The sequence below is a fragment of the Cellulosimicrobium composti genome (assembly GCF_009711085.1).
GTDB classification, from domain to species: Bacteria; Actinomycetota; Actinomycetes; order Actinomycetales; family Cellulomonadaceae; genus Cellulosimicrobium; species Cellulosimicrobium composti.
Genome location: NZ_WMKA01000016.1, coordinates 64,471 through 79,104, shown reverse-complemented (window position 1 = coordinate 79,104; position 14,634 = coordinate 64,471). Strand labels below are relative to the sequence as shown.

At 73.4% G+C, this 14,634-nt stretch carries 14 protein-coding genes; 13 read left to right on the top strand and 1 reads right to left on the bottom strand.

Annotation, left to right across the window (positions count from 1 at the left end):
• Positions 1 to 170: 170 nt before the first annotated feature.
• The 7 genes from gatC to pucL all read left to right on the top strand — a co-directional run bounded on the left by gatC (position 171) and on the right by pucL (position 6,195).
• Positions 171 to 467, top strand: coding sequence for an Asp-tRNA(Asn)/Glu-tRNA(Gln) amidotransferase subunit GatC (gatC, locus tag GJV82_RS09145; protein WP_155099002.1), 297 nt, complete (start codon positions 171 to 173; stop codon positions 465 to 467).
• Between the two features lies 1 nt (position 468).
• Entirely contained in the window at positions 469 to 2,001 is a 1,533-nt protein-coding gene (gatA, locus tag GJV82_RS09140; protein ID WP_155099001.1) for an Asp-tRNA(Asn)/Glu-tRNA(Gln) amidotransferase subunit GatA, read from the top strand.
• A gap of 4 nt (positions 2,002 to 2,005) precedes the next feature.
• Entirely contained in the window at positions 2,006 to 3,511 is a 1,506-nt protein-coding gene (gene gatB, locus GJV82_RS09135) for an Asp-tRNA(Asn)/Glu-tRNA(Gln) amidotransferase subunit GatB (RefSeq protein WP_024842140.1), read from the top strand.
• Between the two features lie 4 nt (positions 3,512 to 3,515).
• Positions 3,516 to 4,121, top strand: coding sequence for a GNAT family N-acetyltransferase (locus tag GJV82_RS09130; protein ID WP_318657464.1), 606 nt, complete (start codon positions 3,516 to 3,518; stop codon positions 4,119 to 4,121).
• Positions 4,122 to 4,383: 262 nt separating this feature from the next.
• The gene (gene uraD / locus GJV82_RS09125; RefSeq protein WP_115942888.1) at positions 4,384 to 4,881 is read left to right on the top strand and encodes a 2-oxo-4-hydroxy-4-carboxy-5-ureidoimidazoline decarboxylase; all 498 of its coding nucleotides are present in this window, start codon (positions 4,384 to 4,386) and stop codon (positions 4,879 to 4,881) included.
• The gene (gene uraH, locus GJV82_RS09120; protein WP_034605512.1) at positions 4,878 to 5,246 is read left to right on the top strand and encodes a hydroxyisourate hydrolase; all 369 of its coding nucleotides are present in this window, start codon (positions 4,878 to 4,880) and stop codon (positions 5,244 to 5,246) included. Before uraD ends, uraH begins: the two co-directional genes overlap by 4 nt.
• 1 nt (position 5,247) lies before the next feature.
• Positions 5,248 to 6,195 carry a factor-independent urate hydroxylase gene (gene pucL / locus GJV82_RS09115; RefSeq protein ID WP_155099000.1) on the top strand — a complete coding sequence of 316 codons (948 nt, stop codon included), beginning with the start codon at positions 5,248 to 5,250 and terminating at the stop codon, positions 6,193 to 6,195.
• Between the two features lie 70 nt (positions 6,196 to 6,265).
• Here the strand turns inward: pucL and GJV82_RS09110 are convergent, their stop codons facing one another.
• The gene (locus tag GJV82_RS09110; RefSeq protein WP_155098999.1) at positions 6,266 to 7,075 is read right to left on the bottom strand and encodes an IclR family transcriptional regulator; all 810 of its coding nucleotides are present in this window, start codon (positions 7,073 to 7,075) and stop codon (positions 6,266 to 6,268) included.
• Between the two features lie 129 nt (positions 7,076 to 7,204).
• On the opposite strand from GJV82_RS09110, the gene GJV82_RS09105 reads away from it, so the two are divergent.
• The 6 genes from GJV82_RS09105 to GJV82_RS09080 all read left to right on the top strand — a co-directional run bounded on the left by GJV82_RS09105 (position 7,205) and on the right by GJV82_RS09080 (position 14,623).
• Complete coding sequence (locus GJV82_RS09105) at positions 7,205 to 8,701, top strand: NAD-dependent malic enzyme (RefSeq protein WP_155098998.1); 1,497 nt, start codon at positions 7,205 to 7,207, stop codon at positions 8,699 to 8,701.
• 47 nt (positions 8,702 to 8,748) lie between these two features.
• Positions 8,749 to 10,398, top strand: coding sequence for a malate synthase A (gene aceB, locus GJV82_RS09100; RefSeq protein ID WP_155098997.1), 1,650 nt, complete (start codon positions 8,749 to 8,751; stop codon positions 10,396 to 10,398).
• Entirely contained in the window at positions 10,395 to 11,765 is a 1,371-nt protein-coding gene (locus GJV82_RS09095; protein ID WP_155098996.1) for a DUF6986 family protein, read from the top strand. The genes aceB and GJV82_RS09095 overlap by 4 nt, the downstream gene beginning before the upstream one ends.
• A 76-nt stretch (positions 11,766 to 11,841) precedes the next feature.
• Positions 11,842 to 12,672, top strand: a complete 831-nt coding sequence (locus GJV82_RS09090) for a bifunctional allantoicase/(S)-ureidoglycine aminohydrolase (protein WP_155098995.1) — start codon at positions 11,842 to 11,844, stop codon at positions 12,670 to 12,672.
• A gap of 197 nt (positions 12,673 to 12,869) precedes the next feature.
• Positions 12,870 to 13,676 (top strand): hydroxypyruvate isomerase family protein, encoded by an 807-nt coding sequence (locus tag GJV82_RS09085; RefSeq protein ID WP_155098994.1) that lies wholly within the window; start codon positions 12,870 to 12,872, stop codon positions 13,674 to 13,676.
• Positions 13,677 to 13,738: 62 nt separating this feature from the next.
• Positions 13,739 to 14,623 carry a 2-hydroxy-3-oxopropionate reductase gene (locus GJV82_RS09080; protein WP_155098993.1) on the top strand — a complete coding sequence of 295 codons (885 nt, stop codon included), beginning with the start codon at positions 13,739 to 13,741 and terminating at the stop codon, positions 14,621 to 14,623.
• The last annotated feature ends 11 nt before the right edge of the window (positions 14,624 to 14,634 follow it).

Genomic DNA, 14,634 nt, shown 5'->3' with positions numbered 1-14,634 from the left:
CCCCACACGGGGTGGGCCTTCGGCATTTCCACGACCAGGCACCTCGCCGCCGTCTCTGCCCGCACCCCGGCAGCGTCCGTGACGCGGGGCGACCGAACCGCCGAGACCGTCGCGTCCGGCCGGCGGTCGCGCGCGCGAGGGCCGGGTGCCGCCCCACTAGAATGGCGAGCATGTCCACCATCTCCCGTGACGAGGTCGCGCGCGTCGCCGCGCTGGCCCGCATCGATCTGCGACCCGAGGAGCTGGACCGGCTCTCCGGCGAGCTCGACGTCATCGTCGACGCCATCGCCAAGGTCAGCGAGGTCGCGACGCCCGACGTCCCTGCGACGAGCCACCCCCTCCCGATGACGAACGTCTTCCGCGACGACGTGCCCGAGCCGGCCTTGCCGGTCGGGGATGTCCTCGCGGCCGCGCCGTCGGCGGAGGACGGGCGCTTCGCCGTCCCGCAGATCCTCGGGGAGGAGTGAGATGACCCAGGACCTCACGCGCCTCAGCGCGTCCGAGCTCGCCGACGGCCTCGCGGCCGGCGAGTTCACCAGCGTCGACGCCACCCAGGCGCACCTCGACCGGATCGCCACCGTCGACGGCGCCGTCAACGCCTTCCTCCACGTGAACGCCGACGAGGCGCTGGCGATCGCGCGCTCCGTCGACGAGCGCCGCGCCGCGGGCGCGTCCCTGCACCGGCTCGCGGGCGTCCCCGTCGCCGTCAAGGACGTCGTCGTCACCAAGGGCATGCCGACCACGGCCGGCTCGAAGATCCTCGAGGGCTGGATCCCGCCCTACGACGCCACGCTCGTCGAGAAGATCCGTGCCGCCGGGCTGCCCATCCTCGGCAAGACGAACATGGACGAGTTCGCCATGGGGTCGTCGACCGAGCACTCCGCGTTCGGCAACACCCGCAACCCGTGGGACCTCGACCGCATCCCCGGCGGCTCGGGCGGCGGGTCCGCCGCGGCCGTCGCGGCGTTCGAGGCTCCGCTCGCGATCGGCACCGACACCGGCGGCTCGATCCGTCAGCCCGGCGCCGTCACCGGCACCGTCGGCGTGAAGCCGACGTACGGCGGCGTCTCGCGCTACGGCCTCATCGCCATGGCGTCGTCGCTCGACCAGGCGGGCCCCGTGACGCGCACCGTGCTCGACTCGGCGCTCCTCCACGAGCTCATCGGCGGGTACGACCCGCGCGACTCGACGTCGATCCCGGGCCGTGCGCCCGCGCTCGTCGACGCCGCGGTGCAGGGCGCCGGCGGCGACCTGACCGGCCTGCGCGTCGGCGTCGTCAAGGAGCTCAGCGGCGAGGGCTACCAGGAGGGCGTGAGCGCGCGCTTCGCGCAGTCCCTCGACCTCCTGCGCGGCCTGGGCGCCGAGGTCGTCGAGGTCTCGTGCCCCCACTTCGAGTACGCCCTCGGCGCGTACTACCTCATCATGCCGTCGGAGGCGTCGAGCAACCTCGCGAAGTTCGACGGCATGCGGTTCGGCCTGCGCGTCGAGCCCGAGGAGGGTCCCGTCACCGCCGAGCGCGTCATGGCCGCCACGCGCGGCGCGGGCTTCGGTGACGAGGTCAAGCGCCGCGTCATCCTCGGCACCTACGCGCTGTCCGCGGGCTACTACGACGCGTACTACGGCAGCGCGCAGAAGGTGCGCACGCTGATCCAGCGCGACTTCGCCGCGGCGTTCGAGCAGGCGGACGTCCTCGTCTCCCCGACGGCGCCGACCACGGCGTTCCGGTTCGGCGAGAAGCTCGACGACCCGCTCGCGATGTACCTCAACGACGTCGCGACCATCCCCGCGAACCTCGCGGGCGTCCCGGGGATGTCGGTGCCGTCGGGCCTGTCGGACGACGGCCTGCCCGTCGGCTTCCAGATCCTCGCGCCGGCCAAGGCCGACGACCGCATGTACCGGGTGGGCGCCGCGCTCGAGTCCGCGCTCCTGAGTACGTGGGGCGGGCCGCTGCTCGACCGCGCGCCGGCGCTGCCCACGGCCACGACCGAGCTGGAGGGCTGACCCGATGACCGCCACGACCGTCGACCTCGTCGACTATGCCGACGCCACGCGCCGCTACGACCCCGTCATCGGGATCGAGGTGCACGTCGAGCTGGGCACGCTGACCAAGATGTTCTGCCCCGCCGAGGTGAGCTTCGGCGCGGAGCCGAACACCCAGGTGACCCCGGTCTCGCTGGGCCTGCCGGGCGCGCTGCCCGTCGTCAACGGCAAGGCCGTCGAGTACGCGATCCGCATCGGCCTCGCGCTCAACTGCCAGATCGCCGAGACGTGCCGCTTCGCGCGCAAGAACTACTTCTACCCGGACGTCCCGAAGAACTTCCAGACGTCGCAGTACGACGAGCCCATCGCGTACGACGGGTGGATCGACGTCGAGCTCGAGGACGGCACGGTGTTCCGCGTCGAGATCGAGCGCGCGCACATGGAGGAGGACGCGGGCAAGAACACCCACGTCGGCGGCGCCACCGGGCGCATCCACGGCGCGGAGTACTCGCTCGTCGACTACAACCGCGCGGGCATCCCGCTCGTGGAGATCGTCACGCGGCCGATCACGGGCGCGGGCGACCGCGCGCCGGAGGTCGCGCGCGCGTACGTGCAGACGCTGCGCGACATCTTCCGCGCGCTCGACGTCTCGGAGGCCCGGATGGAGCGCGGCAACGTCCGCGCCGACGTGAACCTGTCGCTGCGCCCCACGCCCGAGTCGCCGCTCGGCACGCGCACCGAGACGAAGAACGTCAACTCGTTCCGCTCGGTCGAGCGGGCCGTGCGCTACGAGATCTCGCGCCAGGCCGCCGTGCTCGACGCCGGTGGCACCATCGTCCAGGAGACGCGGCACTGGCACGAGGACACCGGCATCACGACGTCGGGCCGCGTGAAGTCCGACGCCGAGGACTACCGGTACTTCCCGGAGCCCGACCTCGTCCCGATCGCGCCCCCGCGCGAGTGGATCGAGGAGATCCGTGCGGGCCTGCCCGAGCTGCCGGTCGCGCGTCGTCGCCGCCTGCAGGGCGAGTGGGGCTACGCCGACGCGGAGATGCGTGACGTCGTCAACGCGGGGGCGATCGACCTCATCGAGGCGACCGTCGCCGCGGGCACGAGCCCGGCCGGCGCCCGCAAGTGGTGGATGGGCGAGCTCGCGCGTCGTGCGAAGCAGGACGAGGTCACGCTCGAGGAGCTCAGCGTCACGCCCGCACAGATCGCCGAGCTCCAGGGGCTCGTCGACTCGGGCCGCATCAACGACAAGCTCGCGCGCCAGGTGCTCGAGGGCGTGCTCGCGGGCGAGGGCGACCCCGAGCAGGTCGTCACGGCGCGCGGGCTCGAGGTCGTCTCCGACGACGGTGCGCTGCTCGCCGCGATCGACGAGGCGCTGGCCGCGCAGCCCGACGTGGTCGAGAAGGTCCGGGGCGGCAACCTCGGGCCGGTCGGTGCCATCATCGGCGCGGTCATGAAGGCGACGCGCGGCCAGGCGGACGCCGGTCGTGTGCGCGAGCTCATCCTCGAGCGGATCGGCTGACGCGGTGACGCGCGGACCGGTCCTGCTCGGCGAGATGGTGCGCCTGCGCCCGATCGAGGCGCGGGACGCCGACCGCATGTGGGAGTCGCTGCAGGACCCGGAGTCGAACCGGCTCACGGGGACGACGGCGACGTTCACGCGCAAGCAGGTCGACGAGTGGTCGGCGACGGTCAGCGACCGCGAGGGCCGGTTCGACTGGGCGATCACGCCCGGTGCCGTGCGCGACGGGCAGCAGGTCAGCGACGAGATGATCGGCGAGATCGTGCTCAACGACCTCGACGAGGACGCGCGCTCCGCGAACCTGCGTCTCGCGCTGCTCCCGAACTACCGGGGGCGGGGCTACGGGCGCGAGGCGATCTTCGAGGTGCTGCGCTTCGCGTTCGACGGCGCGACTGACGTGGACGGCGTGCGGCACGAGGGGCCGCACCTGCACCGGGTGAGCCTCGACGTGCTGAGCATCAACCCGCGGGCGCGCATGCTCTACGAGTCCCTCGGGTTCCGCGAGGAGGGCCGCCTGCGCGACGTCTACCGCGACGGCGACGGGTGGGCCGACGCGACGGTCATGAGCATCCTCGAGGACGAGTTCCGCGCGGGGCTCGGCGCCCCCTGACGCGCGGCGCGTCGTCGTCCGCGAGGCGTGGACGAGCCGCGTGACGAGCACACCCCACGACGGGCCCGGCAGCACCTGCTGCCGGGCCCGTCGTCGTTCCCGGCGGGGCCAGGACGTGCGGCCAGGCCACCGGGGGAGGACCGTGGTTGACATCACCCGATGCGGGACGTACATTCATAAGACGGAAACGAACTTCCGTGATGTGGAACTGGCAGGGTCGCCGGCAGGGTGACCGGCCCGACGTCGAGAGGGACACGCAGCGATGACGCTGGACGAGTTCAACCGGTTGCCCCCGGAGCAGGCGCGCGAGGCGCTCCTCGCGTGCGCGCACGTCGGGCGCTGGGCGGACGAGGTCACGGCAGGCCGGCCGTACGCGAGCGTCGAGGACGCGGCGCGGGCCGCGCTCGACGCGGCGGACCCCTGGACGGACGAGGAGGTCGACGCCGCGCTGGCGCGTCACCCCCGGATCGGGGAGCGCGCCCGGGGGGAGTCGGCGGACGCGAGCATGTCGCGCTCCGAGCAGGCCGGCGTCGACACGTCCGACGACGACGTGACGCGCCGCCTCGCCGAGGGCAACCGCGCGTACGAGGAGCGGTTCGGGCACGTGTTCCTCATCCGGGCAGCCGGGCGCAGCGCCGAGGAGATCCTCGAGCAGCTCACCGAGCGGCTGGGCAACGACGCCGAGACCGAGCGGGCCAACGCGGCCCGCAACCTGCGCGAGATCGCCGCGCTGCGGCTGAAGGGAATGCTGAGTGCATGAGCACCCACGCCAGCCACATCACCACGCACGTACTCGACGCGGCCAGCGGTAGGCCCGCCGAGGGGATCACCGTCCGCCTCGAGGCGGCTCCGGGGATCGCGGAGGGGACGACGGGGCAGGGCTGGTCCCTGGTGGCGTCCTCCCGCACGAACGACGACGGTCGCGTGCCCGAGCTCGGGCCCGAGACCCTCGTCCCCGGTACGTACCGGCTCGTGTTCGACACGGCCGAGTACTTCGACCGGCGAGACACCGTGTCCTTCTACCCGGAGGTCGTCATCGTCTTCCGGGTGGCGAGCGCGGAGCAGCACTACCACGTCCCCGTCCTGCTCAGCCCGTTCGCCTACTCGACCTATCGAGGGAGCTGACATGAGCGAGACCCTGACCACGACGAGCGCCGAGCAGACTGCGGCCACGCAGGGCAGCGGGGCGATCGTCCTCGGGGACAACCAGTGGGGCAAGGCGGAGGTGCGCCTCGTGCGCGTCGACCGTGCGACGCCGCGCCACGAGATCACGGACCTCAACGTGTCCTCGCAGCTGCGCGGCGGCCAGGAGGCCACCCACCTGGAGGGCGACAACTCGAAGTGCGTCGCGACCGACACCCAGAAGAACACGATCTACGCGTTCGCCCGTGACGGCGTCGGCGCGATCGAGGACTTCGCGATCCGCCTCGGCCGGCACTTCGTCGAGGACTTCGAGTGGATCGAGGGCGGCCGCTGGGAGATCGAGCAGTACTCCTGGAACCGCATCGAGACGGCGGACGGCGAGCACGACCACGCGTTCGTCCGGAACAACCAGGAGACCCGCACGACGGTCGTCCAGCGCGACGGCGACGAGGTGTTCGTCGTCTCGGGGCTCACGGACCTCGTCGTCCTCAAGTCGACGGGCTCGGAGTTCCACGGCTTCCCGCGCGACCGGTACACGACGCTCGTCGAGACGAACGACCGGATCCTCGCGACGTCCGTGACGTCGCGGTGGCGCTACACGACGACGGACGTCGACTTCGACGCCGTGTACGCGAAGGTGCGGGCGATCCAGCTCGAGGCGTTCGCCACGACGCACTCGCTCGCGCTGCAGCAGACGCTGTTCGCGATGGGCAAGGCCGTCCTCGAGGCGGTCCCGGAGATCGCCGAGATCAAGTTCTCGATGCCGAACAAGCACCACTTCCTCGTGGACCTGGCGCCGTTCGGCCTCGACAACCCGAACGAGGTCTTCTACGCGGCGGACCGCCCGTACGGCCTCATCGAGGCCACCGTCCAGCGCGAGGGTGTGCCGGCCGAGCCGCGCGCCTGGGCCACGGTCACCGGGTTCTGCTGAGCCGACCGTGACGGACGGACGCGCCCTGCCTGACCGCGGAGCCCTCGCGGCCCGGCAGGGCGCGCCCGCCTCACGGCGCGGCGGTGATGAGCTCGCGCGTGAGCTCGCCCGCCACCCGGTGCAGCACCGGCACGGCGCGCTCGCCGAACTCGTACGTCACGCGGGCCGCGGGGCCCGAGACGGACAGAGCCGTGGGGGTCGGCGCGTCGGGCACCGCGACGGCGAAGCAGCGCACGCCGAGCTCCTGCTCGCCGTCGTCGATCGCGTACCCGCGCTCGCGGGTCGCGGCGAGCTCCGCGAGGAGCGTGTCGACGTCGGTGATCGACTGGTCCGTCGCGGGGGGCATGCCGACGCGGCCCATGATCTCGCGCACCGTCTGGTCGGGGAGCTGGGCGAGCACCGCCTTGCCGACGCCCGTGCAGTGCGTGTAGACGCGCCGGCCGACCTCGGTGAACATCCGCATCGAGTGGCTCGACGAGGCCTGGGCGACGTAGACCGCCATGTCGCGGTCGATCATCGCGAGGTTCGCCGACTCGCCGAGGTCGTGCGCGAGCCGCTCGAGGTAGGGGCGGGCACCGGCGCCGAGCTGGCGCCCGGCGGACTCGCCGAGCCGGATGAGGCGCGGGCCGAGCGTGTAGCGCCGCGACGGCGTCTGGCGCACGTACCCCTGGGCGAGCAGCGTCCGCAGCAGCCGGTGGATCGTCGGCAGCGGCAGTCCCGCGCTCTGCGCGAGCTCGCTGAGGCCGGACTCGCCGCCGAAGTCGGCCAGCAGCTCGAGCAGCTCGATCGCCCGGTCCACGGACTGCACACCGCCGGCCGGCTTGGCCGGCCGCGTGGGCGTGGTCTCCGCCGGCTCCGTCGCCGCCGAGGTCTCGGCCATCTCACCATCTCCTGTCCACCAGGTGCCGCCCGAGGACGGGCGCGCCTCGCCTGAGCAGTGCGGGACCGTCCCGCGCTCCCTTCCGCATCACGGAAGACACGCATCAGCATACGAGAAGAAGGAACGAACATGACGTCCGAGTCGAACGCCCCGGAGACGCAGGCCCCGACGGCGAAGTCCGCCGCCACCAGCCCGAGCTACTCCATCACGCTGCGCGTCGAGGCGCCGAGCGGGCACCGCACGGCGAGTGACCTCGTCGCGACCGTGAGCGCCACGGGCGCCGCGATCACCGGCGTCGACGTCTCGGAGTCGGGGGCGGACCGCCTCGTCGTCGACATCACGGCGGACACGGTGGACGCCGCGCACGTGGAGCGCATCCGCGACGCGCTGAGCGCGCTCGACGGCATCACCGTGCGGCACGTGAGCGACGCGACGTTCCTCATGCACCTCGGCGGCAAGCTCGAGGTCAACCCCAAGGTGCCGCTGCGCCACCGCGCCGACCTCGCCCGCGCGTACACGCCGGGCGTGGCGCGCGTGTGCCTCGCGATCGCGGAGCGGCCCGAGGACGCGCGCCGGCTCACGGTGAAGCGCAACACGGTCGCGGTCGTCACCGACGGGACGGCCGTGCTCGGCCTGGGCGACATCGGCCCCGCCGCCGCGCTCCCGGTCATGGAGGGCAAGGCGGCGCTCTTCAAGCAGTTCGCGGGCGTCGACGCGTGGCCCGTGTGCCTCGACACGACCGACACCGAGGAGATCATCCGCACGGTCAAGGCGATCGCGCCCGTCTACGGCGGGATCAACCTCGAGGACATCTCGGCGCCGCGCTGCTTCGAGATCGAGCGTCGGCTGCGCGAGGAGCTCGACATCCCCGTGTTCCACGACGACCAGCACGGGACGGCGATCGTCGTGCTGGCCGCGCTGACGAACGCGCTGCGCGTCGTCCGCAAGCAGATCGAGGACGTGCGGATCGTCGTCTCGGGCGTGGGCGCGGCCGGCAACGCGATCATCTCCCTGCTCCAGGGCCAGGGCGCGCGCCACATCGTCGCGTTCGACCGCCACGGCGCGATCCACCCGGGCGCGAACCTCACCGACGACCACCGCCGGCGCCTCGCCGAGACGACGAACACCGAGGGCTTCACGGGCACGCTGCGCGAGGGCCTCGCCGGAGCCGACGTGTTCGTCGGCGTCTCGGGCCCCAACATCCTCACGGGCGACGACGTCGCGACGATGGCGGACGACGCGATCGTCTTCGCGCTCGCGAACCCGACGCCCGAGGTGGACCCGATCGCCGCCGCCCAGCACGCGACCGTCGTCGCGACCGGGCGCAGCGACTACCCGAACCAGATCAACAACGTGCTCGCGTTCCCGGGCCTCTTCCGCGGCCTGCTCGACGTCGGCGCGAGCGAGATCACCGACGAGATGCTGCGCGCCGCGGCCGTCGCGATCGCCGACGCCGTCGCGCCCGAGGAGCTCAGCGCGAGCTACATCGTGCCGAGCGTGTTCGAGCCCGCGGTCTCCAAGGCCGTCGCGCGCGCCGTCGCCGAGGTCGCGGAGCGCTCGCGCGCGGAGCAGGCTCAGGGGAGCACCACCCCGGGCCACCACGTCGGGTCGGCGCCCCGGGCCTGACGCCCCACGCCGTCAGCCCCCGGACCCCCGCAGAAAGGACACCCACCATGACCACCACCACGGCCGTCACCGTCCACGGCCCCGCCGTCGAGCGCGCGGACGAGATCCTCACGCCCGACGCGCTCGAGTTCGTCGCGGACCTGCAGCGCCGGTTCGGCGCGCGGCGCGACGAGCTCCTCGCCGCGCGGGCCGCGCGACGCGAGGAGGTCGCGCGCACGGGCCGCCTCGACTTCCTGCCCGAGACCGCGGACGTGCGCGCGGGGGAGTGGACGGTCGCGGGCGCGCCCGCCGACCTCCAGGACCGCCGCGTCGAGATCACCGGGCCGCCCACGCCGAAGATGGCGATCAACGCCCTCAACTCGGGCGCGAAGGTCTGGCTCGCGGACCTCGAGGACGCGTCGACCCCGCACTGGAGCAACGTCGTCGGCGGGCAGGTCGCCCTCCACGACGCCACGCGGCGCACGCTCGCGTTCACGTCGCCCGAGGGCAAGCAGTACGCGCTGCGGCCCGAGTCGGACGGCGAGCCGCTCGCGGTCATGGTCGTGCGCCCGCGCGGGTGGCACTTCGACGAGGTGCACCTCACCGTGGACGGGACGCCCGCCGTCGGCGCGCTCGTCGACTTCGGGCTGCACTTCTTCCACAACGCGGCGGAGCTGCTCGCGCGCGGTTCCGGCCCGTACTACTACCTGCCGAAGATGGAGTCGCACCTCGAGGCGCGCCTGTGGGACGAGGTCTTCACGCACGCCGAGCAGGTGCTCGGGATCCCGCACGGGACGATCCGCGCGACGGTCCTCATCGAGACGATCCCCGCCGCGTTCGAGATGGACGAGATCCTCTACGAGCTGCGCGACCACGCGTCGGGCCTCAACGCGGGCCGCTGGGACTACCTGTTCTCGATGATCAAGTACTTCCGCGACTCCGGGCCCTCGTTCACGCTGCCCGACCGCGGCGCCATCACGATGACCGCGCCGTTCATGCGGGCGTACACCGAGCTCCTCGTGCAGACGTGCCACAGGCGCGGCGCGTTCGCGATGGGCGGCATGGCGGCCGTCATCCCGAACCGGCGCGAGCCCGAGGTCACGGCGCAGGCGTTCGAGAAGGTGCGCGCGGACAAGCAGCGCGAGGCCGGCGACGGCTTCGACGGCTCGTGGGTCGCGCACCCGGACCTCGTGCCCGTGTGCCGCGAGGTGTTCGACGCCGTGCTCGGCGAGCGCCCCAACCAGCTCGACAAGCAGCGCCCGGACGTGCACGTCACGGCCGACCAGCTCCTCGACGTGGCGTCCGCCCAGGGCGACGTGACCGAGGCCGGGCTGCGCAACAACCTCTACGTGTCCGTCGCGTACGTCGCGGCGTGGCTCACGGGCAACGGCGCGGTCGCGATCCACAACCTCATGGAGGACGCGGCCACGGCCGAGATCTCGCGCTCGCAGGTGTGGCAGTGGGTCCGCTCGGGCGCGACGTTCACGGCGGGCGAGAACGCGGGCACGCCGATCACCGCCGACCTCGTCCGCGCGCTCCTGCGCGAGGAGACCGCCCGGCTGCGCGACGACGTCGGGCACGAGGCGTACGACGCCGGCCCGTACGCGCGGGCGGCCGCGCTCGTCGAGGACATCGCCCTCACCGAGCACTACGTCGACTTCCTCACGCTGCCCGCGTACGAGGACGTCGTCGCGCACGAGCAGGACGCGTCCTCATGACGGCGGCACCCGGCGCCGGGCGCGCGCTCGGCTTCGACGAGGACGGCGTCGCGGCGCTGCACGCGACGCTCGACGGCCTGCTCGCCCCGTGGGACGCGGAGCTCGAGGCGCGGTACCCGGGCGACGACGGCTCGCGCCAGCCCGTCCACACCGTGTACGTGCCCGGCGACCGGTACACCGCGGGTCTCGCACCCGAGTGGGCCGCGCGGGCGCGCGAGGCGGTCGATGCGGCGGGCGGCGGCACCGACGGGGTGCGCCGGCTCGTCGACCTGCTCGGCGTGGGCGGCGGGCCGGTCGGCGACCTCGCCGACGCGGTCGCCGAGCGCGTGCGCGCCAAGCTCGCCGTCGAGGCGATCGAGGACCTGCGCATCGACTTCGAGGACGGGTTCGGCGACCGCGGCGACGCGGCCGAGGACGCCGCGGTCACGGCCGCGGCGCGCGAGCTCGCCCGGGCCGAGGCGCAAGGCACCGCGACGCCGTTCTCCGGCATCCGCATCAAGTGCCTCGAGGCCGCGACGCGGCGGCGCGGCGTCCGCACGCTCGCGCTGTTCGTGGCCGAGCTCGTCGCGGCGCGCGCCGCGCTCGTCGGCGCGGACGCGACCGCGGGCCTCCCGGACGGCTTCGTCGTGACGCTCGCGAAGGTCACGGCGCCGCAGCAGGTCGAGGCGATGGCGCTCGCGTGCGAGCGCGTCGAGGACGCGAACGGCTTGGAGCGGGGGAGCCTGCGGTTCGAGGTGCAGGTCGAGACGCCGCAGTCCCTGCTCACGGCGGACGGCACCGCGACCGTCGCCCGCCTCGTGCACGCGGCCCCCGACCGCGTGACCGCGCTCCACTACGGCACGTACGACTACTCGGCGTCGCTCGGGATCGCGGCGGCGTACCAGTCGATGGAGCACCCCGCGGCCGACCACGCGAAGGCGGTCATGCAGCTCGCGGTCGCGGGCACGGGCGTGCGCCTGTCGGACGGCTCGACGAACGTGCTCCCGGTCGGCGACCCCCAGGCCGTCGACGCGGCGTGGCGCCTGCACGGACGGCTCGTGCGCCGCTCGCTCGAGCGCGGCTACTACCAGGGCTGGGACCTGCACCCCGCGCAGCTCCCGAGCCGCTTCGCGGCGACGTACGCGTTCTACCGCGAGGGCGCCGCGTCGGCGCTCGCGCGCCTGGCCGCGTACGTCGGGTTCGTGCCCGACTCCGGCGGCGTGCTCGACGAGCCCGCGACGGCCAGGGCGATGGCCTGGTTCCTCGGGCGCGGCGTCGACTGCGGCGCGCTCACCGAGACCGAGGTCCGCACCGCGACCGGCCTCGACCGTGCCGGGCTCGACGCCGTCCGCGTCTCGGGCCACGTCCCGCAGCCCGTCGCGGGCTGAGCGCCCGCCCTCCCCTTCCCCGCCGGCGTCGCCGGCCTGTCCACCGGCACGACGCCCGACCTCCAGGAGTGAAACGATGACCCAGACCACCCCCTACTACACCCCGCAGGGTGGCCTGCCCGGCCAGACCGAGCTGCTCACCGACCGCGCGATCGTCACCGAGGCGTACACGGTCATCCCGCGCGGCGTGCTCCGCGACATCGTCACGAGCAACCTGCCCGGCTGGGAGAAGACCCGGCTGTGGGTGCTCGCGCGGCCGGTGGAGGGGTTCGCGACGACGTTCGCCCAGTACGTCATGGAGGTCGCGCCCGGCGGCGGGTCGGACCAGGGCGAGGACGAGGAGACGGTGCAGTCCGTCGTCTTCGTCACCGAGGGCACGCTCGTGCTCACGCTCGCGGGCACCGAGCACGTGCTCGAGCCGGGCGGCTACGCCTACCTCGCGGCGGGGGAGCGGTGGGCGCTGCACAACCGCTCCGACGCGAAGGCCGCGTTCCAGTGGATCCGTAAGGTGTACGAGCCGATCCCGGGCCACACCGCGACGTCGTTCGTCACGCGCGAGCAGGACGTCGAGCCGCGCGCGATGCCGGACACCGACGGCGTCTGGGTGACGACGCGGTTCGTCGACCCCGACGACCTTGCGCACGACATGCACGTCAACATCGTGACGTTCCAGCCGGGCGGCTCCATCCCGTTCGCCGAGACCCACGTCATGGAGCACGGGCTGTACGTGCTCGAGGGCAAGGCGGTCTACCGCCTCAACGGCGACTGGGTCGAGGTCCAGGAGGGCGACTTCATGTGGCTCCGGGCGTTCTGCCCGCAGGCCTGCTACGCGGGCGGGCCCAAGCCCTTCCGCTACCTGCTGTACAAGGACGTCAACCGGCAGATCAAGCTCGACCGACGGCGCTGACGATCCGAGTAGGGGGCGCCCGAGGGCCCGGTTCCGCGTGCGGGACCGGGCCTTCGTCGTGCCGGTGGCCGGGCGGCGCGCGCGCCCGACTGTTGACGCGTCGTCGCGAGCGTGCCTACACTTCCATACAGCAGAAGAAAAGTTCCGCAGAATGGAATCGCAAGGCAGCGAGACGCGGACGACCCAGGGAGACAACGATGAGCCCCGCACCGACGTACACCGTCAACTGCTCGATCCTGCTCACGGACCTGCCGCTGCTCGAGCGGCCGGCCGCCGCCGCGGCGGCGGGGTTCCGGGGCGTCGAGTTCTGGTGGCCGTTCGCGTCGCCCACGCCGGCGCGCGACGAGGTGGACGCGTTCGTCGGCGCGATCGAGACGGCGGGCGTGCAGCTCACGGGGCTCAACTTCGACGCCGGGAACATGCCGGGCGGCGACCGCGGCCTCGTGTCGTGGCCCGCGCGCTCGGCCGACCTGCGCGCCAACCTCGACGTCGTCACCGCGATCGGCGAGCGCACCGGCTGCCGGGCGTTCAACGCCCTGTACGGCAACCGCCAGGAGGACGCGACGCCCGAGGAGCAGGACGCGCTCGGAGCCGAGAACCTCGCGCTCGCGGCCCGCGCGGTCGCCCGCATCGGCGGCACGGTGCTCGTCGAGCCCGTGAGCGGCGCGCCGGCCTACCCGCTGAGGACCGCTGCCGACGCCGTGCGCGTCATCGACCGGGTCGCCGCCGACCACGGCGAGACGAACCTCGGCCTCCTGCTCGACGTGTACCACCTGGCCGTCAACGGCGACGACGTCGACCAGGCGCTCTCGACGTACCGCGACCGCGTCGCGCACGTGCAGGTCGCGGACGCCCCCGGGCGCGGCGAGCCCGGCACGGGCGACCTGCCCGTCGACCGCTGGACCAAGGACCTGCGCGCCGGCGGCTACGACGGCTGGATCGGCCTCGAGTACAAGACCGACGCCGCCGACCCGTTCGCGTGGCTCCCCGCCTCCGAGCGCTGACGCACCCGCGGCCCCGCCGGCCGCCACCGACCACCGACCCGCACCACCCCGAGGAGCACACCATGGCCTCCATCGCCTTCATCGGACTCGGCATCATGGGCAGCCCCATGGCCGTCCACCTGCAGAACGCCGGCCACGACGTCGCGGGCTACAACCGCAGCCCCGAGAAGACCCGGCCGCTCGTCGAGGCGGGCGGCCGCGCGGCCGAGTCCGTCGCCGACGCCGTCTCGGGCGCCGACGTCGTGGCGATCATGGTCCCCGACTCGCCCGACGTCGAGGCCGTCCTCACCGGCGAGGACGGCGTGCTCGCCAACGCCAAGCCGGGCGCGCTCGTCGTCGACTTCTCCTCGATCCGCCCCGACGTCACCGTCGCGCTCGCACGCCAGGCGACGGAGGCCGGCCTGCGCATCGTGGACGCCCCCGTCTCCGGCGGCGAGCCCGGGGCGATCAACGCCGCCCTGTCGATCATGGTCGGCGGCACGACCGAGGACTTCGAGGCCGCCAAGCCGTTCCTCGACGTCGTCGGCAAGACGGTCGTGCACGTGGGCCCGAACGGCTCCGGCCAGACCGTCAAGGCCGCGAACCAGCTCATCGTCGCCGCGAACATCCAGGCGCTCGCGGAGGCCATCGTGTTCCTCGAGGCGTACGGCGTCGACACCGACGCCGCGGTCCAGGTGCTCGGGGGCGGGCTCGCGGGCTCGGCCGTGCTGAACCAGAAGGCGCGCAAGATGCTCGACCGCGACTTCGGCCCCGGCTTCCGCATCGAGCTCCACCACAAGGACCTCGGCATCGTCACCGCAGCGGCCCGCGAGGCGGGCGTCGTCGCGCCGCTCGGCGGCCTCGTCGCCCAGCTCATGGCGTCCGCGCGCGCGAACGGCGACGGCGGCCTCGACCACTCCGGCCTCTTCCGCGGCGTCGAGCGGCTCTCCGGCCGCGACGGCTCCTGACTCCCTGACGA